23 protein-coding genes are annotated in these 25029 nt (G+C 39.6%); 6 read left to right on the top strand and 17 right to left on the bottom strand.

The genetic code is table 11. The features are described from left to right. Positions 1 to 102: 102 nt before the first annotated feature. The 8 genes from LDL79_RS13810 to LDL79_RS13775 all read right to left on the bottom strand — a co-directional run bounded on the left by LDL79_RS13810 (position 103) and on the right by LDL79_RS13775 (position 4736). Positions 103 to 255, bottom strand: coding sequence for a DUF4295 domain-containing protein (locus LDL79_RS13810; protein WP_072979645.1), 153 nt, complete (start codon positions 253 to 255; stop codon positions 103 to 105). A 3-nt stretch (positions 256 to 258) separates the two neighbouring features. Further along, positions 259 to 441: a 50S ribosomal protein L33 gene (rpmG, locus tag LDL79_RS13805; protein ID WP_028375871.1), complete on the bottom strand. Its 183-nt coding sequence runs from the start codon at positions 439 to 441 to the stop codon at positions 259 to 261. A gap of 23 nt (positions 442 to 464) precedes the next feature. Then, positions 465 to 704, bottom strand: a complete 240-nt coding sequence (rpmB, locus tag LDL79_RS13800) for a 50S ribosomal protein L28 (protein ID WP_009780710.1) — start codon at positions 702 to 704, stop codon at positions 465 to 467. 76 nt (positions 705 to 780) lie between these two features. Further along, positions 781 to 2031, bottom strand: a complete 1251-nt coding sequence (locus LDL79_RS13795) for a competence/damage-inducible protein A (RefSeq protein ID WP_225598119.1) — start codon at positions 2029 to 2031, stop codon at positions 781 to 783. Beyond that, complete coding sequence (locus LDL79_RS13790) at positions 2031 to 2372, bottom strand: Hpt domain-containing protein (protein ID WP_072979649.1); 342 nt, start codon at positions 2370 to 2372, stop codon at positions 2031 to 2033. Before LDL79_RS13790 ends, LDL79_RS13795 begins: the two co-directional genes overlap by 1 nt. An 18-nt stretch (positions 2373 to 2390) precedes the next feature. Beyond that, positions 2391 to 3005 carry a fumarylacetoacetate hydrolase family protein gene (locus tag LDL79_RS13785; RefSeq protein ID WP_072979651.1) on the bottom strand — a complete coding sequence of 205 codons (615 nt, stop codon included), beginning with the start codon at positions 3003 to 3005 and terminating at the stop codon, positions 2391 to 2393. A 3-nt stretch (positions 3006 to 3008) separates the two neighbouring features. Further along, positions 3009 to 3956: a carboxypeptidase-like regulatory domain-containing protein gene (locus LDL79_RS13780; RefSeq protein WP_225598118.1), complete on the bottom strand. Its 948-nt coding sequence runs from the start codon at positions 3954 to 3956 to the stop codon at positions 3009 to 3011. A gap of 3 nt (positions 3957 to 3959) precedes the next feature. Continuing rightward, the gene (locus tag LDL79_RS13775) at positions 3960 to 4736 is read right to left on the bottom strand and encodes a 3'-5' exonuclease (protein WP_072979655.1); all 777 of its coding nucleotides are present in this window, start codon (positions 4734 to 4736) and stop codon (positions 3960 to 3962) included. A gap of 150 nt (positions 4737 to 4886) precedes the next feature. Between LDL79_RS13775 and LDL79_RS13770 the strand changes: the two genes are divergently transcribed. Continuing rightward, a complete protein-coding gene (locus LDL79_RS13770) occupies positions 4887 to 5315 on the top strand; it encodes a BLUF domain-containing protein (RefSeq protein ID WP_225598117.1) in 429 nt (142 codons plus the stop codon). 199 nt (positions 5316 to 5514) lie between these two features. Here LDL79_RS13770 and LDL79_RS13765 read toward each other — a convergent pair whose 3' ends face one another. From LDL79_RS13765 to LDL79_RS13740, 6 genes are all read right to left on the bottom strand, one after another. Next, entirely contained in the window at positions 5515 to 6840 is a 1326-nt protein-coding gene (locus tag LDL79_RS13765; protein WP_225598116.1) for a dihydrolipoamide acetyltransferase family protein, read from the bottom strand. 85 nt (positions 6841 to 6925) lie between these two features. Then, a complete protein-coding gene (locus LDL79_RS13760; RefSeq protein ID WP_225598115.1) occupies positions 6926 to 8047 on the bottom strand; it encodes a glycosyltransferase family 2 protein in 1122 nt (373 codons plus the stop codon). 2 nt (positions 8048 to 8049) lie between these two features. Then, entirely contained in the window at positions 8050 to 8667 is a 618-nt protein-coding gene (gene recR, locus LDL79_RS13755; RefSeq protein WP_167597439.1) for a recombination mediator RecR, read from the bottom strand. Positions 8668 to 8718: 51 nt separating this feature from the next. Then, complete coding sequence (gene wecB / locus LDL79_RS13750; RefSeq protein WP_225598114.1) at positions 8719 to 9849, bottom strand: non-hydrolyzing UDP-N-acetylglucosamine 2-epimerase; 1131 nt, start codon at positions 9847 to 9849, stop codon at positions 8719 to 8721. Continuing rightward, positions 9836 to 11107, bottom strand: a complete 1272-nt coding sequence (locus tag LDL79_RS13745) for a nucleotide sugar dehydrogenase (RefSeq protein ID WP_225598113.1) — start codon at positions 11105 to 11107, stop codon at positions 9836 to 9838. Before LDL79_RS13745 ends, wecB begins: the two co-directional genes overlap by 14 nt. Beyond that, positions 11104 to 12111 carry an SDR family oxidoreductase gene (locus tag LDL79_RS13740; RefSeq protein ID WP_072979669.1) on the bottom strand — a complete coding sequence of 336 codons (1008 nt, stop codon included), beginning with the start codon at positions 12109 to 12111 and terminating at the stop codon, positions 11104 to 11106. Before LDL79_RS13740 ends, LDL79_RS13745 begins: the two co-directional genes overlap by 4 nt. Positions 12112 to 12315: 204 nt before the next feature. Between LDL79_RS13740 and LDL79_RS13735 the strand changes: the two genes are divergently transcribed. The 4 genes from LDL79_RS13735 to LDL79_RS13720 all read left to right on the top strand — a co-directional run bounded on the left by LDL79_RS13735 (position 12316) and on the right by LDL79_RS13720 (position 15881). Continuing rightward, positions 12316 to 12807: a Dps family protein gene (locus tag LDL79_RS13735; RefSeq protein WP_072979671.1), complete on the top strand. Its 492-nt coding sequence runs from the start codon at positions 12316 to 12318 to the stop codon at positions 12805 to 12807. A gap of 34 nt (positions 12808 to 12841) precedes the next feature. Next, positions 12842 to 13789 (top strand): mechanosensitive ion channel family protein, encoded by a 948-nt coding sequence (locus LDL79_RS13730; RefSeq protein WP_072979673.1) that lies wholly within the window; start codon positions 12842 to 12844, stop codon positions 13787 to 13789. A 6-nt stretch (positions 13790 to 13795) separates the two neighbouring features. After that, positions 13796 to 14659 carry an SdiA-regulated domain-containing protein gene (locus LDL79_RS13725; protein WP_072979675.1) on the top strand — a complete coding sequence of 288 codons (864 nt, stop codon included), beginning with the start codon at positions 13796 to 13798 and terminating at the stop codon, positions 14657 to 14659. Between the two features lie 79 nt (positions 14660 to 14738). Continuing rightward, positions 14739 to 15881 carry a pentapeptide repeat-containing protein gene (locus tag LDL79_RS13720; RefSeq protein WP_072979677.1) on the top strand — a complete coding sequence of 381 codons (1143 nt, stop codon included), beginning with the start codon at positions 14739 to 14741 and terminating at the stop codon, positions 15879 to 15881. 33 nt (positions 15882 to 15914) lie between these two features. Here the strand turns inward: LDL79_RS13720 and LDL79_RS13715 are convergent, their stop codons facing one another. Both LDL79_RS13715 and LDL79_RS13710 read right to left on the bottom strand, forming a co-directional pair. Continuing rightward, positions 15915 to 17486 (bottom strand): bifunctional GNAT family N-acetyltransferase/carbon-nitrogen hydrolase family protein, encoded by a 1572-nt coding sequence (locus tag LDL79_RS13715; protein ID WP_084673018.1) that lies wholly within the window; start codon positions 17484 to 17486, stop codon positions 15915 to 15917. A 30-nt stretch (positions 17487 to 17516) separates the two neighbouring features. After that, positions 17517 to 21227, bottom strand: coding sequence for a metallophosphoesterase (locus LDL79_RS13710; RefSeq protein ID WP_225598112.1), 3711 nt, complete (start codon positions 21225 to 21227; stop codon positions 17517 to 17519). Positions 21228 to 21284: 57 nt separating this feature from the next. On the opposite strand from LDL79_RS13710, the gene LDL79_RS13705 reads away from it, so the two are divergent. Beyond that, on the top strand, positions 21285 to 22490 hold the full coding sequence (locus tag LDL79_RS13705; RefSeq protein ID WP_072979682.1) for a Pycsar system effector family protein: 1206 nt from the start codon (positions 21285 to 21287) through the stop codon (positions 22488 to 22490). A gap of 109 nt (positions 22491 to 22599) precedes the next feature. Here the strand turns inward: LDL79_RS13705 and LDL79_RS13700 are convergent, their stop codons facing one another. Continuing rightward, a complete protein-coding gene (locus tag LDL79_RS13700) occupies positions 22600 to 24972 on the bottom strand; it encodes a GAF domain-containing protein (protein ID WP_225598111.1) in 2373 nt (790 codons plus the stop codon). Positions 24973 to 25029: the final 57 nt, after the last annotated feature.

The following is a 25029-nucleotide window of genomic DNA, read 5'->3' as shown; positions in this document are numbered from 1 at the left end:
AAGGTATCTCTTTAACCTTGTTTAAAATTGAGACAAAAATAAAAAAATACAAAAAGCCGTTACACCAAAGTGTAACGGCTACGTATAAACATTTAGAATGTCTTATTTTTTGTCTAAAAACTCTCCAACCATTTCTGGTGCCATAACAGCTTCCACAAAAGTGTAAGCTCCTGTCTTAGGAGATTTTACCATTTTAATGGCTTTGGTCAAACGTTTTGAACCGGTCTGTAATGTTGCTACTGATTTCTTTGCCATGTCTTATTTTATTTCTTTGTGAACAGTCATTTTATTCAAGATAGGGTTGAATTTTTTCAACTCCATTCTATCTGGTGTGTTCTTCTTGTTCTTAGTGGTAATATAACGAGAAGTTCCTGGTTTCCCAGAAGCTTTATGCTCTGTGCACTCTAAAATTACCTGTACTCTATTGCCTTTCTTTGCCATAATTCCTAATCGTTATACCGTTATTATTTAGTAAGAAAGCCTTTAGCGCGTGCTTCTTTAAGCACAGCAGTAATACCTTTCTTATTTATATTTTTAAGAGCGGCTGTAGAAATTTTTAATGTAATCCACTTATCTTCTTCAGGAATATAGAAACGCTTTTTGATTAAATTGGCATCAAATTTACGCTTGGTCTTATTCATCGCGTGAGAAACATTGTTTCCTACCATTGCTTTTTTGCCCGTAAGCTCACAAACTCTTGACATGATTCTAAACTTTATAATGTGTTACTGAAAAACAGGGTGCAAATTTACACAACTAAAACAAGTTGACCAACTTAAATTACGAGTTTTTTAAAATTTCTTTCTGAAGCAGTTCAAAAGCTTTATTGACGCTTTTTGAAACTACTCGTTCGCGCTGACTGCCCATCATAAATTTATGAGCAACTACGCCGCTTGGCGAAGCAATCCCTATGTAAACCGTGCCAACATCTGCATCAGAATCACCCTTCGTGGGTCCGGCGTTTCCTGTAGTGGCAATTGCATAATCTGCTCCATACCATTGTTGTACCGATCGTGCCATCGCTTCTGCGACTTCTGCACTCACCACCGAATGTTCATCAATAAGCTTCTGCTCTATTTTTAGCAATTCAACTTTTGAATGTGTGGCATAGGTGACCATTCCGCCTTTATAATAAGCTGACGCCCCCGGGATACTTGTAATTGCCGCTGAAATCTGCCCGCCGGTACAACTTTCTGCAACGGCCAAGGTGCGGTGTCTTTCGGTTAATAGTCTCGCGACCACAGCCTCAATAGATTCCCCGTCATCATAACCTACTATAATTTCTCCTATAAGTGCGTGCAAACCTTTGATCTGCTCGTCTAGACGTTGCTCTAGTAAAGCTTTATCCGGTCCTTTAGTCGAAAGTCGAAGACGTACTTTTCCCAGTGCAGGCAGATAAGCAAGCTTAATATCTGCAGGAAGTGCATTTTCCCAATCAGCTATTCGATCTGCGATCTCGCTTTCCCCCATCCCGTAGGTTTGTAGCGTTCTATGCAAAATAAAAGGCCTGCTGAATTCCTTCTGAAGCCGCGGAATAACCTCAGAAGTCATCAAACCTTTCATCTCAAAAGGCACACCGGGCATCGATATAAAAACCGTTTTACCTGATTTCATCCACATTCCGGGTGCAGTGCCGTTATGATTCATCAAAACCGTAGCCTGACTAGGCACAAGTGCTTGCGAGCGATTTGCCGGAAGCATAGGCCTATTGACGTGATGCTTAAAAATGCGTTCAATGTTGTGTAGTACCGCTTGATCTTCTACTAAAACATCATCAAAAAATTCGCAAAAGGTATGTTTAGTGACATCGTCTTTTGTTGGGCCTAAACCGCCTGTGATCAATACGATTTCAGTAGTTTTCTGAGCTTCTTCAAGACAATGTACAATATGCTCTTTAGTGTCTGAGATCGAAGAGATCTGATACACTTCAACCCCTATTTTATCGAGTTCTTTCGCAATAAAAGCCGAGTTGGTATCTACGATCTGACCTATAAGTATTTCATCACCAATGGTAATAATATGAGCTCGCATTACATCTTCCAGTCTTTGCGCATTTCTTCTATTGCATTATTAATATAAGTCACGATGGTATTAAGCTGCGGTCTGATCGCAGAAGTAGGTTTGTTGCTATCAGCCCAGCGTTCCATCGCCGAAATTTCACGTATAAGATCTATCCCAAACATTTCTAGGTTAGGCTTCATTTTATGAGCAAATTGATACGCCATTTTATGGTTGTCATTGTCAATTGCCATTTGCATACTCTCAAGATCAGGCGGAATTTCGGTAAGAAATGCTTCGACAACAGTTTTCATAAATTCTTTGTCGCCGCCAGACATATCTTCTAACTGATATAAATCGTAGTGGGTGGGCATAAGTTTTTTGATTTAAGGTTATTTTATATTCACAGTAAATATGGGTTCATTCTCTAAATAGCCGGTCAATCTATCATCTATTGCTACAGGCCCTACCCCGGCAGGTGTTCCTGTAAATAATATGTCACCAATTTTGAGGGTCATAAATTGAGACACGTGCGCGATCAGGGTATCAATATCATAAATCATATTAGCCGTATTCCCTGATTGCACAATTTTATCATTTTTTTCTAAATGAAAGTTAATATCATTCAATTCTTTGAACTTTTCTTTAGGCACCCAGAAATCTCCTAAAACCGCCGAACCATCAAAGCCCTTGGCCTTTTCCCAAGGATGCCCTTTTTCTTTACACTCCCGCTGTAAATCACGTGCAGTAAAATCAATACCTAAACCGATTTCATCATAATATTTATGCGCAAACTTAGGCTGAATATATTTCCCTAACCGATTGATACGCACCAGAAGCTCTACCTCATAATGCACCTCATTAGTAAATTCAGGAATCACAAATGGATGCTTCTTAAGCAATACCGCCGAATCTGGCTTTAAAAAAAACATAGGCTCTGATGACGCCTTGCTGTTCAATTCTTTTATGTGGTCGCTGTAATTCTGACCTATGCAAATAATTTTCATCGTCTAATCTGTAAATAAAACTTTAAAAGCAGGTGCCGGCGCGTTACCCGCCAAAGCACTGCCTGCTGTATCTAATTGCGTAACCGGTTTCCAGCCGGTTAAGCTTTTATAAAAGCAGCGCGGGTTGCTCTGGTTTTTTGCAATTTCAACACCTTTAAAGATAGGCGCATAGCGCTCTACTTCATAATTGATATAATAGCCTTCATTGTTTTGAACACTTAGAATTTCGGTAAATTTATTCTCCGGAATAAATAAATGCTCAACTACAATATATACGCCTTCGGAAGGAACATTTAACTTATAGGGCAGCATATTCACTTTCATTTTGGCTGCATTTTCAGGCTTTTCCAGTACTAATCCGTCATCCAGAAGATCGATACCCGGAAGCCCATCCTCAGCAACTTCTAAAATACGCAACCTAAATTTTGCAGCCGGGTTGTCTGCACCCAACACCCGATAAAAGTCGATTTCAAGATTCTTCAAAAAACATCCTTGATCAAACTTTTTAGGTCGCGCATAATAGCGTGCTAAAGCAGAAGGATAAGCGCCACCACTAAAATTACCCAAGCCCACGATCTTTGCCCCTACAAACGGATTTATGCGCTTACTACGGTGATCTTGAAGATCATAAATCACGACTTCCCGCAATGCATTTAAGCTGGGCTGAAGCGCTATAGTTTCACTCATAGCGCCTAGTGAAAGCGTTCTAGTCTCATAACCAACACTTGACACGAGCACCTGCATAGACTGAGCAACATCGCCTGCCTCGAATCTGAAATCACCGTGCACATCTGCCGAAGTTCCGCGTTTGAGTTCAGGTAAGATCAAATGCGCATAAGGCACACCTTCTTTAGAATTTGCATCAATCACTTTTCCTCTAAATGCAGTTTCTTGAGCAAATACGAGACTACTTGCTAATAGAAAACCAAAGAGGAAAAATACACGAGACATTGCCTAGAAAAGCTTGGTGTTCAATTTTCTGAGCTTTATTGCCGTCAATACTTTTTTAGTATACAACGGGAAGTCGGCATTCTGAATCCATCCAAAATAGCCAGGCTCATTTTCTAGCACCTCTTCTACTTTCTTCCCTTTGTGTTTTCCGAAAGAAAAGATCTCTTCTCCCTCTTTGTTAAAGGCAATAAATCCGGCAAAATCCGCAAACTTCTTACGCGCACTAAACTCCGCCAGACTTTTCATATTATTTTCGAGATCCTCATAACGATCAAGCTGCGACTTCAACACCTCATAAGTGGCGATCGTATCAGCCTCTGCACTATGCGCATCTTCTAAAGTTTGATCACAATAAAATTTGTAAGCTGCGCTTAAGGTACGCTGTTCCATTTTGTGAAAAATAGTCTGTACATCAATGGCATTTCTATTTTTCATATCAAAATCAACTTCAGCTCTCAACATTTCTTCAGCCAAAAGCGGAATATCAAAACGATTAGAATTAAAACCGGCCAGATCAGAATCTTTGATCAGGTTGTTGATCTCTGTAGCCAATTCTTTAAATGTGGGTTTATCTGCTACATCTTCATCTTTGATGCCGTGTACCGCTGTGGTTTCAGCAGGGATGGGTATAGTAGGATTTACGAGCCAGGTATGCTTTTCTTCCTTTCCGTCAGGAAAAACTTTCAATACCGAAATTTCAACAATGCGGTCTTTAGCCACATTAATTCCGGTTGTTTCCAGATCAAAAAAGCAAATAGGTCGAGTTAGGTTAAGATTCATTGCTATAAATTTTCTACAAAAGTACGATTACCAATTTTATAAGAATCACATTAATAAACGTATTTTATACGTTAAAAAGTTACAGATTATTCTTTTGTTTAACATCCCAAACCGCGTTATATTTACAAAACAACCAACTTTTTAACGAAAATGATTTCGCATATCGCTTATCTAAGCACGCAAAGTTTTATTCTAAACGATTCGGACTTAGAAAGCTTACTTCAACACGCAAGAACCTCTAATGCTTTACTAGGACTCACCGGAATCTTAATTCATCTTGACGGCCATTTTATTCAATTTATTGAGGGTGATAAACCAGCACTTGATCAGATTTATAAAAAGATTACCACAGATCCCAGGCATTTTGATCTGAAGATTTTATCTGAAGGAAGTTCTACAAAACGCTGCTTTGGAGCTTGGGACATGTATTATAAAAAACTTACCAATACACAGCTCGATACGCTAGGGGCTTCAGAAAAAAAGAAATCGTACGATCATTTAAAACCTTTAAGTGCGCAAGCCGCAGAAGAAGTCCCTGCATTACAATTACTACACAATTTTGTTGAGGCGCTGTCTTAGACAGCCTACATTCTGCACTAAATTACTAAACTACCTGAGGACAAACTCAAGATGAATTCCGCGAAAACGAATTTTCAATTTCGATGCATCTCCACAGTTCTCTAGACGGAGTATTAACTCTTTGACGGTGCCAATAAAAAAACCTGTGAAGTTAAGATCTCATAGGTTTTTATATATTTTCAAGATGCGCTCAACAGTTCTAAACTGCTCGATCCACGTCCCAAGCCTCTAAGTACTGCGCAACACGCTGAACAAATTGCCCACCCAGAGCACCATTTACCACGCGATGGTCATACGAATGTGATAAGAACATCTTTTGTCTGATTCCTATAAAATCACCATCAGGAGTTTCTATTACCGCCGGAACTTTTCTAATCGCTCCTAACGCTAAAATCCCTACTTGTGGCTGATTAATAATTGGGGTTCCCATAACACTACCAAAAGTACCTACGTTAGTCACAGTATATGTTCCACCAACGGTATCATCTGGTTTTAACTTTCCGGCTCTGGCTCTTGAAGCCAAATCATTAACCGCTTTAGCCATTCCTACTAAATTCAATTGATCTGCCTTTTTAATAACAGGAACAATTAAATTTCCATCAGGGAGTGCCGCAGCCATACCCAGATTGATATCCTTTTTCTTAATGACTTTATCTCCATCAACCGAAATGTTGATCATTGGGAAATCACGAATTGCCTTCGCCACGGCTTCCATAAAGATTGGAGTAAACGTCAACTTCTCTCCTTCTCGTTTTTGGAATTCATTCTTTACCTTATTTCTCCAGTTCCAAATATTGGTTACGTCAACCTCTATAAACGATTGTACGTGTGCCGAAGTCTGCACCGAAGCGATCATATGCTTTGAGATCATTTTGCCCATACGCGACATCTCAATGATTTCGTCACCTCCGTTAACACTTACCGGAGCAGCCGGTGTTTCTTGTTTAACCGCCTGTGTTGGTTTGGTCGCAGGCTTAGATGGCGCTCCGCCGTCTTTACGCTTAGCTACATAAGTAAGTATATCATCTTTAGTTACACGGCCTTCTAAACCGGTGCCTTCAACCTGATCTAATTCCTCTTGAGCAATGCCTTCTTCCTGAGCAATACTCTTTACTAAAGGAGAATAAAAACGCTCTCCATCGTTGCTAATGCTCGGTGTTGAAGTAGTTTCTTTTGCTTCTGTAAGCATTTGCTCAGCCGCCTGTTCTGAAGCATTTTCTTCTTCTGAAGTGTTATCCTCACTTGCTTCACTCGTAGCCGGTTCTGGCATTGCATCCCCTTCTCCTTCTGTTTCAATGATCGCAATGGTTTGCCCTACCTGTACTACATCGTCAGCTTCAAAAAGCTTTTCTACCAATACACCTTCTACTTCACTTGGAACCTCACTGTCAACTTTATCTGTGGCAATCTCAACAACGGGTTCATCCAATTCAATGGTATCCCCTACCTCTTTGAGCCAGTTTGTCACTGTAGCTTCAGCGACGCTTTCTCCCATTTTCGGTAATTTCAGTTCAAATCTTGCCATATTATCAATATAAATATTAGTTGACTTTAATTTTTTGCGAATTTACTAAAATAAAGCTTATGAAAACGATTTTTATTTAAACCGCCTACCATTTTAGTAAGGCCCCGCGATGTGTAGAGGCATCGCTTCCGAGGATAAAATTACAATTTGAGGGGCGTATGCGAAACCTATTTTTGCTGTTTTTTAACAGCTGCATCGTTGAGATCACCTCCGTAAATGACAGCGCATTCATATCAAAAGTGAGTATTCCGGGCGGTAATTTTGTCGTAATCTGATCTAAACGAATAGACTCGCATTTCATTTGAGGCTTCAATTTAGTTACTAAGCCTTTCGGAATTTCGCTATCAGAACACCAATACGCGCGCTCCAACGATTCTTCACTCGTTATTTTATCAAGCGTTTCTTGATTTTTACTGAATGCTAAAAAGTTTAAAACCAGTGCTAAAAGCTTATCAGACACGAAACCTTGCGAAAAATGCTTCCGCTGAAAAATATGCATTGCTTTATAAAATCTTCGGAAATACCGGCGATCTTTTATTGTGCTTTCTCCTTTAAAATGAATTACCGGAAGGTTTCCGCAGTAAAAATTTGCATAGCCAAGCTGAAGCAATCTATAACTGAGATCGATGTCTTCACCATACATAAAAAAGGCCTCATCAAACCCACCTAGCTCGTGATATGCCGACTGTGTAATGAGCATAAATGCCCCAACCAACACCGGTGCCAAACCCACCTCATCCTGTGCGAGTTGATTAGCATAATAGGATGATGTATCTCCGGTCATTTTCTTAAGTGCCACTTTTGGAGTGGGAATATTGCGTTTACTTTCCGGAAGATATACCCCGGCGCCATCGATCAATCTGGGACCTAAAGCGCCAAAATTTTGCTGCTTTTCAGCAAAAGCCAGAAGAGTTTTAAAACAAGCTTCGGGAAGCACCGTATCTGGATTTAAAATGCAAAAATATTTCCCTTTAGCTTGCTGAGCAGCTTGATTGTACGCCCGAGCAAAACCAAGATTTTCTGAATTCTCAATAAAATGTACCTGCGGAAAATAAGTTGTGACCAGATACGCCGTTTCATCTGAAGAGTTGTTGTCAGCAACAATTATTTCGGCTTCGATATCTTGAGTTGCACGTTGCACACTTTCTAAACAAAGCTGTAAATAATACGGCACTTTGTACGAAAGTATGATCACCGAAAGCAACATAGTTACTGCTTTAATGAATTTTCAAACGGAATACGGTTGAGAATACTACGTCCCAAAGTAACCTCATCAGCAAATTCGAGCTCATCTCCCACCGCAATACCTCGTGCGATCGTAGAAGTTTTAATCCCAAAAGATTCGATCTGGCGATAGATGTAAAAGTTGGTCGTATCACCTTCCATCGTAGAACTCAGCGCAAAAATAAGTTCGTCTACCTCTCCTTTTTTTACCTTTTCGACTAAAGAATAAATATTCAAATCCTGCGGACCAATGCCATCCAATGGTGAAATTTTTCCTCCTAAAACGTGATAATGCCCACGATACTGGCTGGTATTTTCAATAGCCATCACGTCTCGTATGTCCTCAACCACACAAACTATAGCAGCTTCTCTATTAGGATTGGCGCAAATCTCACACAGCTCTGTATCTGAAATGTTGTGGCAGTTTTTACAAAATTTGATTCCGCTACGTAAACCGGTAAGCGCTTCTGCTAATTGTTCGGTTTGACTTTCGGGTTGCCGCAACAAGTGTAAAACCAGTCTCAATGCAGTGCGTTTACCAATTCCCGGTAATTGCGACATTTCATAAACGGCTTGCTCCAGAAGTTTAGATGAGAATTCCATAGAGGGTAAAGTTAGCAAAGATTAAGGCCAAAATCGCAATTTAAAAGATTGCTAAGCCTTAAAATAATGGAGAACAAAATCTAGTATGCGCTGTGCGGCTTTCCCATCACCATAAGGATTGTGTGCGGCGCTCATTATTTTATAGGCTTCGGCATCCTCTAGAAGACGCAGTACTTCCATTTTTAACTGCACCGCATCAGTGCCTACAAGCTTAACCGTTCCGGCAGTTACTGCTTCGGGGCGCTCGGTGGTATCGCGCGTTACCAGCACCGGTTTCCCCAGACTCGGCGCTTCCTCCTGCACGCCGCCACTGTCTGTAATAATTAAAAACGATTTATCAAGTAGCCACACAAAATCTGGATATTCTAAAGGCGGAATTAAAGTGATGTTTGAATGATTGCCTAAAATAGTATGAACCACAGATTTTACATTGGGGTTTAAATGCACAGGATATACAAAATGAATATCATCGCGCTGAGTTGCGAGTTGGGCGATGGCTTGGCAAATACGTTGCATCCCGGCGCCAAAATTCTCTCGTCGATGTCCTGTTACCAAAATTATTTTTTTGGTCTTAAACGGAATGTTTTCAGCAAAATCAGGATTCTGCTGCTGAACTTTTTCTACAGTTTCCTGAAGCGCGTCAATAACGGTATTGCCGGTTACGCATAAACAATCTTCCGGAATGCGCTCTTTTAACAGATTGGCTTTAGCCTGAGTTGTTGGCGCAAAATGAATGTTTGCAACTAAACCTGTAAATTGCCTGTTGAGCTCTTCGGGGAAAGGTGAATGTAAATTGTGCGTACGCAAACCTGCTTCAATATGACCTACTTTAATACCGGCGTAGAATGCGGCCAGACTGGCTGTCATCGTGGTTGTGGTATCGCCATGAACCAGAACCAGATCAGGTTTAAAGTCTTCTAATGGATTTTTAAGCGCGAGCAATGCGCGAGAAGTGAGGGTATACAAATCTTGATTTTTTTGCATTAGATCAAGATCATAATCAGGAGTAATTGAAAAAAAATCAAGCACCTGATCAAGCATTTCCCGATGTTGAGCGGTAATACAAACTTTAGTAATTAAAGACGTATTACTTTTAAATGCTTTAATTACCGGAGCCATCTTGATTGCTTCGGGACGGGTACCAAAGATGAACAATATGCGTTTTGCACTAGAGTCGGCCATCTGCTCCTTCTTTTAAAAAGCCTTTGACATCATACACCACTGCAGCATCGTTTTTCAATTCCTCTAGATCAAGCTTTTCAAAATCACGATGTGCTACAGCTAAAACTATCGCCTCAAATTTTTGATTTTCTATAGATGGAAGCAACTCAATATTATATTCTTCCTTAACTAAATGCGCATCTGCCTGCGGATCATACACCGAAACTTTTGCCCCATATTCCTGCAAATCTGTAATGATATCAATCACACGCGTGTTGCGCACATCAGGGCAATTTTCTTTAAAGGTTATCCCTAGTACTAAAATGCGACTGTTTTTAAGCTTGATGTCCTTTTGCGCCATAAGTTTAACCACTTGTGAAGCTACATAAGGTCCCATACTATCATTGAGCTTTCTACCTGCCAAAATAATTTCAGGATGATACCCCACTTGTTTTGCTTTTTGCGCCAGATAATACGGATCAACACCTATACAATGACCGCCCACCAATCCCGGTTTGAAGGGTAAAAAATTCCACTTTGTGCCCGCAGCTTCCAGCACAGCTTGCGTATCAATATTTAATAAATTGAAAATCTTAGCGAGTTCGTTTACAAAAGCAATGTTGATGTCGCGTTGAGAATTTTCGATCACTTTTGCCGCTTCAGCTACCTTTATAGAGGAAGCTTTAAAAGTGCCTGCGCTGATTACCGAAGCATAGAGCGCGTCTATCTTTTCAGCAACTTCTGGCGTTGACCCGGAAGTTACTTTTCTAATTTTATCTACCGTATGAGTTTTATCTCCGGGATTGATGCGCTCTGGAGAATAGCCCACAAAAAAGTGGGAATTAAAAGTAAGTCTGGAAGTTTCCTCAAGAATAGGCACGCAGATTTCTTCGGTCACACCGGGATACACAGTAGACTCATAAATTACGGTATCGCCATCTTTAAGATAGCTTCCTACAAGTTTACTAGCCTTGATAAGCGGCGTTAAATCGGGATTGTTATTCTCATCAATAGGCGTAGGAACCGTAATGATATATGTTGTACATTCTGACAAATCATCTACTTCAGCAGTACAGTACAATCCGGGTTGATCTACTAATTCAGCAAGTAAAACCTCGTCGAGAAGTTCTTTTTCGAGTTCACCGGTTTTATCAAAACCTCGTTTCAATTGGGTGATGCGTTCTGTATTAATATCAAAACCAACGGTTACATATTTTGTGGCAAATAAGCGCGCTAAAGGCAATCCTACGTAACCTAACCCAATTATGGCTATACTCATTTATCTTCTTTAACTGTTTTTAAATGCGCTCTATACCACATTATCGCTTTACGCAGACCAGCGTCTAAATCATAATCAGGATCATAACCTAAAAGATTTTTAGCCTTACTAATCGATGCTAACGAATGCGGTACATCGCCCGGCCGCTCAGGGCCATATTTTGGCTGAACTTTTACTAAATCACTATCATAATTCAGCAAGCGTTCTTTGAGCAAATTTACTAATTCGGTTAAAGAAGTACGCGCTCCATACGCGATATTATAAATTTCATTTAACGCCAATGGATTTTCTGTAGTAAGCGCTAGTAAGTTGGCTTGAACTACGTTATCGATGTAGGTGTAATCTCTAGAAAAACTACCATCACCGTTAATAACAGGAGATTCTTGATTGAGCAATGCAGCAATGAACTTCGGGATCACCGCAGCGTATGCACCGTCAGGATCTTGTTTAGGACCAAATACATTAAAATAGCGCAGACCAATAGTATTAAAGCCGTAATTTCGCTTATAAACATCAGCATAATACTCATTGATGAGTTTGGTTACCGCATAGGGTGAAAGCGGTTTACCGATCTCACTTTCGATTTTAGGCAAGGCTTCATTATCTCCATAGGTCGAAGAACTCGCCGCATATACAAAACGCGTAACACCTTCTAGTCTAGATGCTTCGAGCATATTTAGGAATCCGGTGACATTCACCGAATGCGTAAGCAATGGCGTCTTTAAACTGCGTGGCACAGATCCTAGCGCAGCTTGATGGCTTACAAATTCGCAGCCGGCCACAGCCTGCTTACAAGTTTCTAAGTCTCGTATATCTCCTTCTATAAACTCAAAATTATCAAGAGCCAAAAAGTCTTGAATATTTTCTTTATTTCCGGTTGATAAATTGTCTAAACAACGCACAGAAGCGCCAGCTTGTAGTAGGGCTTCAATAAGATTAGAGCCTATAAAGCCAGAACCGCCCGTAACGAGGGTTTTCTTATTTTTTAGGGGTTGTAAATTCATTTTTCGTGTGAAGTAGGGTTGGATTTTGCTAATATATTATATCGAGTGTAATTTTCACAATTAATTTTAACTTTTTTTTAACGCGTTATTAAATACTTAACATCTTGGAAGCAACTCAGTTAAAGTAAAGCTAAACCAGACATCCGTACACAATATGCCCAAAATCAATAGTAATTTTGACGTACATATCTAATATTTTAAATCATGAACTATTTAAATCTCGATAAGAATAGAACTAAAGAAACGGTTGAACAACTCAACACGCTCTTAGCAGATTATCATCTGTATTATCAAAAATTGAGAAACTTTCACTGGAACGTAGTTGGTGAGAATTTCTTTGACCTTCACGAAAAATTCGAAGAAATGTACAACGACACGCTGATTAAGATCGATGAAGTTGCAGAACGTATCTTAACTTTAAGATATCAGCCTGTAAGCCACTTATCTCAATATTTAAAAATGGCTAATATTGAAGAATCTCCAAGTGAAACTGCTGACCTTGAGATGATCGATATTCTGCTTAACGATCACGGTAAGTTGCTTACTCAAATGCGTAAAACTGTAGAATTTGCAGACAAAGGTGGTGATGAAGGTACAATTGACCTACTTGGTGCATACATTAGAGAGTTAGAGAAAACCAGCTGGATGCTCGACTCTTGGAGAATGACAAAATCCGGTACGCACAAAAAATCGTAACTTATAACAGATAACTAACCAACCAATATATATTATGCTTTTACTTCAAGAAGAAACACGCAATTCAGATTTAACCTTTTTAGGTTTTGACCTATATAAATTAATCGAAAAGCTTCAAAGCTGGGGTGAAAGCATAATATTAAAGTTGCCTAATTTCTTAGTCGCCGTATTGGTATTCATTATATTTTGGTACGTCGCAAAATATGTTTCAAAATTTGTGCGCAATATTTTGATGCGCAGTGTGAGTCAAGATTCGATTAAAACAATGGCGGGGCAAACTGCTTTTGCCATTACTGTACTCATTGGCTTTTTTATTGCTCTAGGCGTAATGGATCTTGATAAAGTACTTACCTCTGTTCTTGCAGGTGCCGGAGTTGTTGGGCTGGCAATTGGTTTAGCCCTTCAAGGAACATTAAATAACACCTTTAGCGGAGTTATTTTAAGTTTTATGCCTAAGCTTCAACTGGGAGACTGGGTTGAATCTAATGACTATGCGGGTGTTGTTGAAGAAATTACCCTGCGGAATGTTACCTTAAAACAATCTGATAACAATTATGTAATCATTCCAAACTCTAGTATTGTAGATTCTCCTTTTAAAAACTGGAGCCAAACTACACGCTCCAGAGTGTTTATAAATTGTGGTGTAGGCTATGAAAGTGACTTGGAAGCAGTAAAAAAACTTACCCTAGAAACACTTACTAAGGAGTTTGAACAACAATCTCCTGAAGAAATTGAGTTTTACTACGAAGGTTTTGGTGATAGCTCAATAAACTTTGTTGCACGTTTTTGGGCGCCGGTTACGAAGCGCAGAGATATGCTCATCGCTCAAGACCGCGCGATCATTGCGATCAAGAAAGCATTTGATGCTAATGATATCAATATTCCATTCCCAATTCGCACATTAGATTTTGGTAAAAATAAATTCAGATCAGAAACTATTACTATTGCCAATTCTAACGGATCTGATTCTGCTGAAGCCTAAGCACCAATGAGAACCTTCCTATTTTTCAGCTTAAGTTTATTATTGCTTTGCAGTTGCCAGGATTATGGCAAACTGGAAAAGAAGGGAGACTTAGATCGAAGCTTAGCTGAAATTTCCGGACTTGCGGTATTCTCCAATGATTCTTTGATCTATACCGCGACAGATCACGGTAATCCAAATTCTATTTATGGTTTAAATCCATCCGGGAATATTATCCGTGAGATTACAATTAGCAATGCGCCTAATGAAGACTGGGAAGATTTAACTAAGGACTCTAACGGCACACTATATATTTCTGATACCGGAAATAATGAAAATGACCGCGAAGATCAGTTTATTTACATCATTCCAAACTTTGCCAATCTAGCGCAACAACGTGAATCGCTAAAAGCTCAAAAAATAACCTTTACCCTTTCCGATCAGGAAAATTATCCACCTAGTTTAAAAAACCTGAATTTTGATATTGAAGCGCTGATTTATAAGGATGAATACCTCTATATGTTTACGCGCAACCGCAGCCGTAATTTTGATGGAATTACAAAAGTCTACAAATTACCTGCACTCCCGGGCACTTTCGAAGCAGAATTGATCGATGAGTATTACGTCTGTGATGATTTAAATACGTGCGCTATTACTGGTGCAGATATTTCTGCAGATGGAAGCAAAATCGCGCTTCTTACTACCAACAAAGTTTTGATTCTTTCTGATTTTGATGGTGAGCGCTTTTTCTCCGGAAACATTAAAACCTATGATCTAGGCTACAATTCTCAAAAAGAAGGGGTTTCCTTTAAAAATGATTCTACCTTATATCTTGTTGATGAACGCCGCGCACAAACCGGCGGCAATTTTTATGAATTCTCGCTAGATTAACACCCTACTAAAATATCTAAGCAACATTCTGTTAAAGGATGCGTTTATAGTATTTTTAAGCTTTACCAATGTTGAAATTATGCTTGAAGAACGCCTTTCTCAACTAGAAGCAGAAAATCTAAAGCTCAAAGAACAGCTAGACCGACAAGAAAATAAAAAGAAAAACCGCCGCAAACTCGGTTGGAATTTTCTTAAACGTTCGTCTGGAATGATTTTAGGAGCGCAACTCAAAAAAAGTATTGAGAAGTTTCTTGATGAGATTGCAGAGCAGCAACGGGTTTCGCGCGAAACGCTTTCAGATTTATTGAGTAGTATAATTATACGTCTAACACGCGTAGGATTTTTGTTGATTCTCACAGCCATCCTCCCTTCTATCCTACTCATTTTTCAAACATATTATTTAGGAAAACAAAATACCTTGATTACCGGTCAAAGCGAAATGTTTAAACAACAAAATAAGCGCTTAGATCAACAAACCTATTTGCAGGAAGCAGACCGACGCGGTCAAACGTTACTTATTATGGATAATATGCTGAAGGAAATTAACACGGATGTTTCCCGAAGTAGTGCGAATGCCATTGATGACGCCACTGCAGGCCGACTGATTTCTTTAAGCAAGATGCTGAAACCTTATAAATATTTAGAAAACGACAGTTTGATCGCGCGTGTTACCAGTCCGGAGCGTGGGTATTTGTTGGTTTCGTTATTAGAAACCGGCATCAATCTCAATACGAGCACCCGCTCTCGGTCTAACGGAAGACTTATTGAGCGTCTAGATTTTACTTACGCAGAATTGCGCAACCTCTCATTAAAAGGTGCTGATTTGATCCAAATCGATCTAGCAAATGCTGACTTAAGAAATTCGAGCTTTAACGGTACTGATTTTGAAAAAGCAAACCTGCAAAATGCGTGGTTACACGAGACCAATCTTACCTATGCAAGTTTTAAAGAAGCTAATCTTGAGCAAGCGATTTTACAAAATGCTATTCTAGATTATGCAAACCTGCAAAACGCAAATCTTTCTTCGGCAGATTTGCGCAATGTAAGCTTATTGAAAACAAAAGTCTTGGCTGCAGACCTTACTAACGCCAGAGTGAATGAAACCTTTGAGCGCGATGCAACGCAACAACTCAATAAAGATCAAAGTGAATGGTTATTTTCAAACTTTGAAGTTGTCGAGATTGATGACGATCATTATCAATTGCTACCCATTGATAACTAGCAGTTTATTGAACTTAGGCTTGCTCTAAATCATTTACTTTTTCTTCCATTTAAGCTGAAATAGATCTTTTCTTCGATCTACTAAATTGTGAACGCTTCCAAACTGGTTCAACTCTTTCAATAGATCAAGATCCACATCAGCAACAAGAATCATCTCAGCATTAGGTGTAGCTTCGGCCTTCACTCCATTTGTTGGAAACTGAAAATCGCAAGGCGTCAGCACCATACTTTGCGCAAATTGCATATCCATATTATGCACCTTCGGAATGTTCCCCACACTTCCGGCGATCGCCACGTAACACTCATTTTCAATAGCACGCGCCTGAGCACAATGCCGCACGCGACTATATCCATTTTGGGTATCAGTCAAGAAAGGAACAAAAAGGATATCCATCCCTTCATCGGCTAGCAGGCGCCCCAATTCAGGGAATTCCACGTCATAGCAGATTAAAATCCCAATCTTACCACAATCAGTATTAAAAGTTTTGAGTTTTTCGCCACCACTCATTCCCCAAGCTTTAGCTTCATCAGGAGTTACGTGCAGTTTGTAAAACTTTTCGATCGTACCGTCACGTTTACATAAAAAGCCCACATTGTAGAGCGTTCCATCTTCCATATACGGCATACTACCGGTAATGATGTTGATGTTATAACTAACGGAAAGTTCGCTGAAACGATCCCTGATACGCTCAGTATACTTTGCTAATTCTCGTATGGCTTCCGGCTCAGAAAGATGATTATAAGCCGCCATAAGTGGCGCATTAAAAAACTCAGGAAACAGCGCAAAATCTGAACGATACCCGGAAATGGTATCGATAAAATATTCCGCCTGCTCAAAAAGTTCTTCAAAATTCTTATAGGTACGCATTTGCCATTGCACCAGGCCTAAACGCACCACCGTTTTGATCGCATTTGGCTTTTTTGCCGGCTTTTGATAGTAGATATTATCCCACTCTAAGAGCGCTGCATATTCTTTGGACTGCTTATCTCCTTCCAGATAATTGGTGATGATACGCTTAACGTGAAAATCATTACTCAATTGAAAATCAAGTACAGGATCATTGATCTCTCTACTGCGCACTTTCTCGATGTATGCCTTCGGACTTAAGTCTTTTGCGTATTGATGATAGTTAGGCAATCTTCCGCCAAAAACAATACGTTCTAGATTGAGGTTTTCACACAATTCTTTTCGATAATCATAAAGGCGGCGACCTATACGCATACCGCGGTATTTATGCGAAATGAAAATATCTATACCATAGAGAACATTTCCCTTTGGGGTATGGGTGCTAAAACTTTCATTCCCGGTGATCTGCATATAAGTATGCGCATCAGAAAACTTGTCATAGTCCACGATGATCGAAAGCGCGCACCCGGCGATTTCCCCATTCACCTTCACGACCACCTGACCTTCCGGAAAAATAGAAACCAGTTTTTGCAAGTCTTTTTTCTTCCAATACGGGTCCGGGATGTTTGGGTACACCGCGATCATAATCTCTTTAAGCTCCTCAAAATCTTTGACTTTGAGGTACTCTAAATTAATGGTGTCTATGCGCTCGCGTTTTTCCGAACTCTCCATATTATCAATATTGTCTATCTCTTTCATATTCGCTAAGCCTTACGGCGAAATTATTTCTTAAAAATTAAAACCAAATCCGAAGGAAACGCGGTAGCCCTCGCTAGATTTGAATAAATTGAAAGTTCCGCTGAGCGCATCTGCACTATTTACCCAGAACCCAATTCCGTAACTATCATGCCATTTTTCTGAATCTTGATCTACATCAGACCAAACTCTACCAATATCATAACCTCCAAAAACACCAATTTGCAGCGGCAAGAATCCGGTTTTAAAAGTATCAAACGCATACCGTACGTCACCGGTCGCCGAAAATGCACTATTACCCGTAAAACGGTCAAAACGATAACCTCGTAAGCCACTAGATTGACCCAAAGTAGCCGCCTGATAAAACTCAGTATCGTCACCAAATCTAAATTGCCCACGAGCAAGCGTCTTAAGCACCAGTTTGCGGTTTGCACTTATAGCGTTATAAAATCCCATACTTGGATTAAGGTACGCAAAGCGGTTACCGCTATCACTCAAACTATTAGTAAAACCACCATTGAGAATAAAGTCCATTCCACGGGTTGGTGCTAATGCATTATCTGCACTGTGGTATTCATAAGTGGCATCAACCGTACCAAAATACTTGCGTTCTTCTTGTTCAATAATGTCTACAAAATCTATGTATCTCAACGCGTTGTCTGCTAATCGAATACCTTCAAAAAGCGCTTGTATTGAAAAAGTGCTACCATAATCTGAATTTCTAAGAAGCCCCACAGAAGCTTCCATTCTGCTTAAACGCACCCGATTAAAATTCATTCCTAACGCATCATCATTATTCACCGACTCATTGCCGTAACCAAAAAAGTTTCGGGCGTAATTAGGTGTGGTGTAGCGTGCTCCCAGCGTTAAATTCCAATCATTCATAATACCTGCGAACTCCCCGTTATACGTAAAATCTAATCCGCTTGTTGCAAAAAAGTATAATATTTTAAAACGGTGCTGCTGTGAGAAAGGATTCTGTCTAAAACCTTGTACGGTATAAACGTCAGTTAAACCAAGACTCACCCCATTATCAGGATTGTATCCAAACGCCGGAGTCAAACCATTGGTACGCAAAATTTGCTTTTGATAGTCGTACGTATTGTAATCGTAAACATCAGTCAGTCTAAAGTTTGCCCCACCGCGCGCTTCGATCGTGTTGGGTAAACTTTCGTGGTCATACACCTTGATCTTTCGGCCGTTGTTAATACGATAAACATCGTTGTTTTGCCCACCAATGATACGCAAGAAAATAGGATTTCTTCCCGCTCCGTTTACTTCAAAAACGTCATCGTCATCAAGACCATAAATCCATAATTGTTTCGTTTCTTTTGAAGCATACGTACGATCGTGCATCAAGTCTGCCTTCTCTCCTTTTTTGATTCTCCAGACCTGTACACGGGTAGCATCGTCTGCTCTGGTTATCTCAAAATAGTCATCTTTATCTGTCCCCACGACCATTTGAAGCTCAATTAGATAATCATAAAAAGATTCTGCAATAGCGACAAGATTATCACGACGCCCTTTTAAATTCTTCTTTATCTCGTCAATTGACTCTCCGCTTCTTACTTCTGGCGGAAGATCTCTAAAAGCTTCTTCTATTACCTCATCTGTAACGTGCTCTTTTATAAACTGAGCTTCTTTATGCCAAACGGCTCTTCCCGAGCGTTGAGCCAAAGCACGGTCTAGTTTTATACCGGCATTGTTAAACCACTTCATATCATCCAGGTTTTCATCATAAACCTGAAACTGCCGAGCCATCCCAAATAAGGTACGGGCAATATCTAGAATGGCTCCATCAAAATTGGTAAACACCTGATCCCGATCTCTCGGAATGGGCACAAAAATATCTTTGCCGTTTTGATCTTTATACTCTGCCCAGCGCCATTGGTCGTTGTGGCGATCCCAATCTCCCACAAGCATATCAAACATACGGGCACGTATATAAGCTTGCTCGTCCACAATATTCTCCTCGTCACTGCGCAATTTATCTAGAATATCATCTGTACTTTCTATATCATCAGGGTAAGAGAACGTGGCTCCGCTGTATTCTTTTGCCGGCCGCTCAACGATCATATACAATTGATCGCCATAATCTTCATTATATTTTTCTAATGCGGGCTGTTTGGGCACATAGTACAATTTTGGCGTGGTGTGCAATACCTGCACAGCTTCACTCAGTCTTGGGATTGCAAAAGCTCCATACGGGTGCGCCGAAGTATAAAAATCCTGAATCAACGATTCGGGCAAGGTGTTGTCCAGATCTTCTTCTACGTCAGCATTTTCTTTGAGAATAACCTTCTGTAGAAATTGCACAGCGCTTTTACGCAGGGCGCGCATATTGTATTCTCTTCCGCTTTTATCCTTTAACCGAAGCGAAACCGTCTGATGTCCGCCTCCGGGTCGTACGACTTCCAGTCCGCCATAGAGCGTGTCTAAAAGAGCTACGGGCGCGGTGACCTGCTTGCCGTAGACTTCGCGATAATGCTCTCCCCAAACACTCTCAAAAAGCTCAGAACGCTCAGTCTCTTCAATAGAATACACCGAAGTTTTTATCGTCTGCGGAAAGCTGGTGGACAGCGTAGAATAATCTGATATAGGATCTGGAGGAAAAACTTCTTTCTGAAAAAACAAAACCGGCTCACCATTTTCTTGATCAGTACCATAGTATTGTACCCACGCCGAACCATCTTCAAAAATATCGAGTTTTGCAAAACCTTCATAATCTGAGCTGAAGAGTCCGTCATTACCTAAATAAGCGTACGAAGATTTTGAACCGGAGCCTGAAACCACCTGTCGTACTTCATCGTGTTCTATGTACTGTAAACCGTGCTCGTGCCCCGAAACAAAAATGGTTTTATTGTGCGTTTGCGCCAATACGCGTAAACGCTTCATCAACTCATTGTATTTCTCATTAAAACGGTCTTGCTTTGATACTCCACCTTGGGTACGAATTTGCGTCACGAGCGAAGCCAAGATAGGCAAGGGGATTTTCTGCTGCGATGGATATAAGTGCTTATCAAGAGCAAATTTCCCCCCGTGCACACCATTAGTAAACATAGGGTGATGCATCGCGATCACCAGTGTTTTGTGCTGATTCTTTTTGATCTCACCTTCCAGCTCAATAAAAAATTTCTCGCGGTCTTTAATATTGTCGCAATTGTCATTGATTTTAGGACTTTTATCCCAATCCTCTAAGTACCATTGCGTATCAATAAGCAACATATGCACGGTCTCGTTGATGTCATAACTCACCAAAGGACAACCATCTTTAGGCAAGAAAATATCATCTAGGCCGGTAATTTTCTTGAGATATTCTTCCTGGCGGTTCAGTCCGTGTAAGTGATCGTTGTACCAGTCGTGATTTCCGGGGATAAAAATGGGCGTTCCCGTATATTCTGAAAAGGTTTCTACCTGTGCGTCCAGTCTGTGCTGCGCTAGGGCGCGCTCTTCATCGCCTTCGGGAGGCATTCCTACCGGATAAATATTATCACCCAAAAAAATAGCAAATGACGAATCGTCATTTGCTTTGTCTAAAAATTTTTTAAATAATTTGATTCCTTCTGTGCTTTCACCCATTTCAGAATTCCCTGCATCGCCCAGTAAATAAAAGGTGCGATCTATCTTTTTTGAAGTGGGGTAAATACCTTGTTCTACGCCGTCTTTGTATCTAGAAGTATAGGTGGCACAAGCCGAAAAAAGTAAGAGTATGACAAGTGTTAGAAGTATGTTATTTTTTATCATGCAAATTATTTTGGAAATTCTTTTTCGTATTTTCCCTTACTTTAACCAAGATACTCTATGGCTGAAACAGCAGAAAAACCGATAAAATCTTTTTCGAAAGCAGATCAATTTGTTTTAGAACTTTTCAAGGAAAAACTTCCTAACAGCTATCTCTATCACAACTATAATCATACTGTGAGAGTTGTTAAAAGTACAAAGGAAATCATCGAAAATTCTCAAATTAATGTTAAACAGAAAGAGGCATTAATCCTTGCAGCGTGGATGCATGATACGGGTTATACGGTAACACGTGATGGTCACGAAGAGGCTAGCATTGATATCGCTAAAGAGTATATGACCAAAGAAGGCGTAGATGCTGAAACCCAAAAATTAGTGGTTGAGCTTATCGCTTCTACTAAAATGGGTGTTGAGCCAAAAAATGAATTAGAGTGCATTTTAAAAGATGCTGATAATTCACATTTTGCAAAAGAGTACTATGCTCAAACCAGTGAATTCTTACGTCAAGAATTATTACTAACGGAAACCAAAAAGTTTACTCCGGCAGAGTGGCGCGAAGAAAACATACAAATGTTCACGCATAAGCATAAGTTTTACACGGATTATGCTGCCCGCAACTGGAAAAATCAAAAAGACGAGAACCTAATTTCTCTTCTTAAGAAAGAAAAAAAGAAAAAGAAAAAATACCGTAAGGAAGAGGTTAAAGCCAAACTCAAAGCAAAATTTAAAGACGAAAGTCCAGATCGTGGCGTACAGACGCTTTATCGTACCACTTTGAGAAACCATATCAAACTGAGTGATATTGCAGATACGAAAGCAAACATTCTGCTCTCCGTAAATGCGATTATTATTTCACTTGCTTTATCTAACATGATCCCAAAGTTGGATGCGCCTAGTAATCGTCACTTGTTAATTCCTACGCTGATCCTTGTCGTTTTTAGTGTGGCTTCGATCATTATGTCTATACTTTCTACCCGACCCAATGTTACTTCGGGAGAATTTACAAGAGAACAAGTGAAAAAGAAACAAGTGAATATTTTATTCTTTGGGAATTTTCATAAAATGAAATACGATCAGTACCAGTGGGCGATCAACGAGATCATTTATGATAAAGATTATATTTATGAAGCGCTTACTAAAGATTTATACCTGTTAGGTGTTGTGCTGAATAAAAAGTACCTCTTACTTAGAAAAACCTACACCGTGTTTATGGTTGGGATAATCGTTTCGGTAATAAGCTTTATAATCGCATTCTGGTTGATCTAAGCACTACAAAAACACTATAATCAAAAATGCTTCAGATAGCATATTAATTGATGTTACCAATAAAAAAAGCCCCAATTTGGGGCTTTTCAATGTTTATATTTTACTCGAATTAATCTAGAATCTCCATTAAATCCTCGTAAGTAATAGTTTCTTCTTCATTGGTGCGTGGCAACTTAGAAGTATAAAGCACATTAACTCGGATCGCTTTTAAGCCTACAACACCTTGCACATCTTCTAGTTCAAGATATTCTACTTCAGTACCTAAGTATTCTTTACGCTGCAGGTAATGAATGTAACGTGTGTATTCTTCGGCATCAGCGTCTTGCGAGTAAATGATGGCAATTTTTCCTTTTTGCGTTATGCGCTCATCGGTACCTTTTACCAGTGCTTTGTCAATTCGTTTTTTAATAATTTCGTAGCGGGCATTATACGTACCATCTACATCAAATTTCTTTTCATCCATTCGGTATCTGATAGATAATGTAGTGCTGAAAACCAGAATAAGCGAAGCCGCATCAAGTTGCAATTCTGCACCTTCCTGTTTGTGATAGAAATGATTTTCCATCTCGCACATCGTGCATAATTGCCACAATCTTAAGTTGTATAAATAAACTTTATTGAACTTCTCTTTCGGAGTCATAGAAGCCCCTATATAAATATTATGATCAACGCCATCTGTTTTATAGCGCTCAAAGTAATGGGGAAAAATCTGCTGCGCTTCTTGCTGCTTTCGATCTAAAAAGGTTGCCAGATTCTGATTGATCAATTGCACCGTATCATCATAATTTTTACGATTCTCATAGATGAGTCCGGTGTCTTTGTTTATCGAAGCTTTGTAGTTGTCAATGGCTTTCTTAAGCTCAGGAATTTTAGTATTCAAATGACTTAATAAAGGATTAACTTCTTCTTGCAGCAATGCAAAAACCTCGCTTTCACTATTTGCATTCAAGCGTTCAGTGATCTCAGCAGTAAACTCTTCAATTCTAAATTTTACCTGCTCGTATATAGGCATCGGCGCCGTAGCAATAGCGAGGTCAAGAATATCGTAAACCATTTTCAGCTGAATTAAAATATCCTGTTGAATCGCTTTATTACGCTCTTCGCTACTCCCTACAATGTCGATCTGACCGTACAGCGGATATACATCTTCAAAGGCTATATCTTTAAAAGCAGCAAATTTGCCTTGATTTTGATTGGCTATAAAACGTCTTGCTTCTTCCTCAAAAACCCATAAAACACTTGGGTGAATACTGGTACATTCACTTTGAATTACCGCTTTAATTCGGTTTTCTAATTCAAACTTTTTCCGCTCAACCGTAGAAACAATATACGGCATTACATCGTCAAGCTTGGTCGCGTTTAAGCTGTGTAAACTGTTGCGTTTAGAAGAAACAAGCTCCAGTACCGCAAGCAATTCATTTCCGCGGGAAATAGGCGCCAGAATACAACTTTTGATTCCTTGTTCCTGAAGATTTTTCGCAAGCAAATTAGTCTTATGCTTAACCGCATATTCATCAACGTCAGGAATCACAAAATACTTTTTGTCTTTTATAAGCGTGTCATAGGAACAATCGCACATGCTCTGACGACAATCGGTACGCATTTTATCGTTTAAGATAAAACTGTTACCAATGCCGTTATTCATACGCATAAAGCATTCCTCATCCTTATCAAATTCAGTAAATCCTACCTGTAAGTCCGGAATATTAAAAATTGAACTGAAAATACTTTGGAACTGCTGTACGGCATCTTTCTTAATATTTTTCTGTGCGAGCAACGTGCTCTTTAGATCAGAAATAGAATCATCAACTGTAACATCTGTCAGGTTAAGAATGGTAATCCCTTTTAAAATCCAGCTATTGGGCGGGAAATATTCTTTCCATAATTTAAAATCATTGCCATTCTCAATAAGCTTATCTACAATTTCCGGAGTGATCTCTACCGCTTCTTCGGTTGGTTCACAAAACGTAAAATCAGCATTGATAGACGCTCTATACGTACGAATCACACCGTTTTTATCGGGAATTTCATAAAATACAGGACGCTTAAAATCAATATCATAGTTGTAATAACTATTTAAAATAACCACACAACCTATGATATAGTAGTATGCAGGATCGAGATTTCTGATCGAAAGATCAAAATCCTCACCTGCATCCTTCATAATGGCAGCAAATCGTTTTGTAGGATTAAAAATCTTATTCATAAACGGCATTGTTGCCGCTTTAATCTCATTCTTAGTAAGCGCCGCAGGGAAAAGATTGTCTAAAAGCGTACTTAACACCTCCTCATATTCATCAATCTTATCCGTGTGCTCAATACCATTAATCAGTTCAGGATAGCTTTCGGCATAATCCAGAACCGCTTTGAGGTAATCTTTAGTCACCTCATTTTGCGACTGCTGCATACGCACCTTAAACTCTTCAAGTAACTTAGAAAAGCTTAACTGCACCTGTAGTGGAAACTCCTGTAAATCTTCCATAGCCTGATTGTTTCTATTCAAAATACTAAAATTGTGGGGAACCCGTTAGAACCTATT

The organism is Leeuwenhoekiella palythoae, from assembly GCF_020310025.1.
GTDB lineage: Bacteria > Bacteroidota > Bacteroidia > Flavobacteriales > Flavobacteriaceae > Leeuwenhoekiella > Leeuwenhoekiella palythoae.
The sequence above is the reverse complement of the archived record's forward strand: the minus strand, read 5'-3'. Positions and strand labels throughout refer to the sequence as shown.

Coding starts and splice junctions, on each gene's coding strand:
- LDL79_RS13775 (WP_072979655.1), bottom strand. CDS start 4,736: ATGAATCTTAACCTAACTCGACCTATTTGCTTTTTTGATCTGGAAACA.
- LDL79_RS13765 (WP_225598116.1), bottom strand. CDS start 6,840: ATGGCAAGATTTGAACTGAAATTACCGAAAATGGGAGAAAGCGTCGCT.
- LDL79_RS13740 (WP_072979669.1), bottom strand. CDS start 12,111: ATGAATTTACAACCCCTAAAAAATAAGAAAACCCTCGTTACGGGCGGT.
- LDL79_RS13795 (WP_225598119.1), bottom strand. CDS start 2,031: ATGCGAGCTCATATTATTACCATTGGTGATGAAATACTTATAGGTCAG.
- LDL79_RS13710 (WP_225598112.1), bottom strand. CDS start 21,227: ATGATAAAAAATAACATACTTCTAACACTTGTCATACTCTTACTTTTT.
- LDL79_RS13705 (WP_072979682.1), top strand. CDS start 21,285: ATGGCTGAAACAGCAGAAAAACCGATAAAATCTTTTTCGAAAGCAGAT.
- LDL79_RS13770 (WP_225598117.1), top strand. CDS start 4,887: ATGATTTCGCATATCGCTTATCTAAGCACGCAAAGTTTTATTCTAAAC.
- LDL79_RS13730 (WP_072979673.1), top strand. CDS start 12,842: ATGCTTTTACTTCAAGAAGAAACACGCAATTCAGATTTAACCTTTTTA.
- LDL79_RS13700 (WP_225598111.1), bottom strand. CDS start 24,972: ATGGAAGATTTACAGGAGTTTCCACTACAGGTGCAGTTAAGCTTTTCT.
- LDL79_RS13735 (WP_072979671.1), top strand. CDS start 12,316: ATGAACTATTTAAATCTCGATAAGAATAGAACTAAAGAAACGGTTGAA.
- LDL79_RS13780 (WP_225598118.1), bottom strand. CDS start 3,956: ATGTCTCGTGTATTTTTCCTCTTTGGTTTTCTATTAGCAAGTAGTCTC.
- LDL79_RS13720 (WP_072979677.1), top strand. CDS start 14,739: ATGCTTGAAGAACGCCTTTCTCAACTAGAAGCAGAAAATCTAAAGCTC.
- LDL79_RS13785 (WP_072979651.1), bottom strand. CDS start 3,005: ATGAAAATTATTTGCATAGGTCAGAATTACAGCGACCACATAAAAGAA.
- rpmG (WP_028375871.1), bottom strand. CDS start 441: ATGGCAAAGAAAGGCAATAGAGTACAGGTAATTTTAGAGTGCACAGAG.
- LDL79_RS13725 (WP_072979675.1), top strand. CDS start 13,796: ATGAGAACCTTCCTATTTTTCAGCTTAAGTTTATTATTGCTTTGCAGT.
- LDL79_RS13760 (WP_225598115.1), bottom strand. CDS start 8,047: ATGTTGCTTTCGGTGATCATACTTTCGTACAAAGTGCCGTATTATTTA.
- LDL79_RS13810 (WP_072979645.1), bottom strand. CDS start 255: ATGGCAAAGAAATCAGTAGCAACATTACAGACCGGTTCAAAACGTTTG.
- LDL79_RS13790 (WP_072979649.1), bottom strand. CDS start 2,372: ATGCCCACCCACTACGATTTATATCAGTTAGAAGATATGTCTGGCGGC.
- rpmB (WP_009780710.1), bottom strand. CDS start 704: ATGTCAAGAGTTTGTGAGCTTACGGGCAAAAAAGCAATGGTAGGAAAC.
- LDL79_RS13715 (WP_084673018.1), bottom strand. CDS start 17,486: ATGAAAGAGATAGACAATATTGATAATATGGAGAGTTCGGAAAAACGC.
- LDL79_RS13745 (WP_225598113.1), bottom strand. CDS start 11,107: ATGAGTATAGCCATAATTGGGTTAGGTTACGTAGGATTGCCTTTAGCG.
- wecB (WP_225598114.1), bottom strand. CDS start 9,849: ATGGCCGACTCTAGTGCAAAACGCATATTGTTCATCTTTGGTACCCGT.
- recR (WP_167597439.1), bottom strand. CDS start 8,667: ATGGAATTCTCATCTAAACTTCTGGAGCAAGCCGTTTATGAAATGTCG.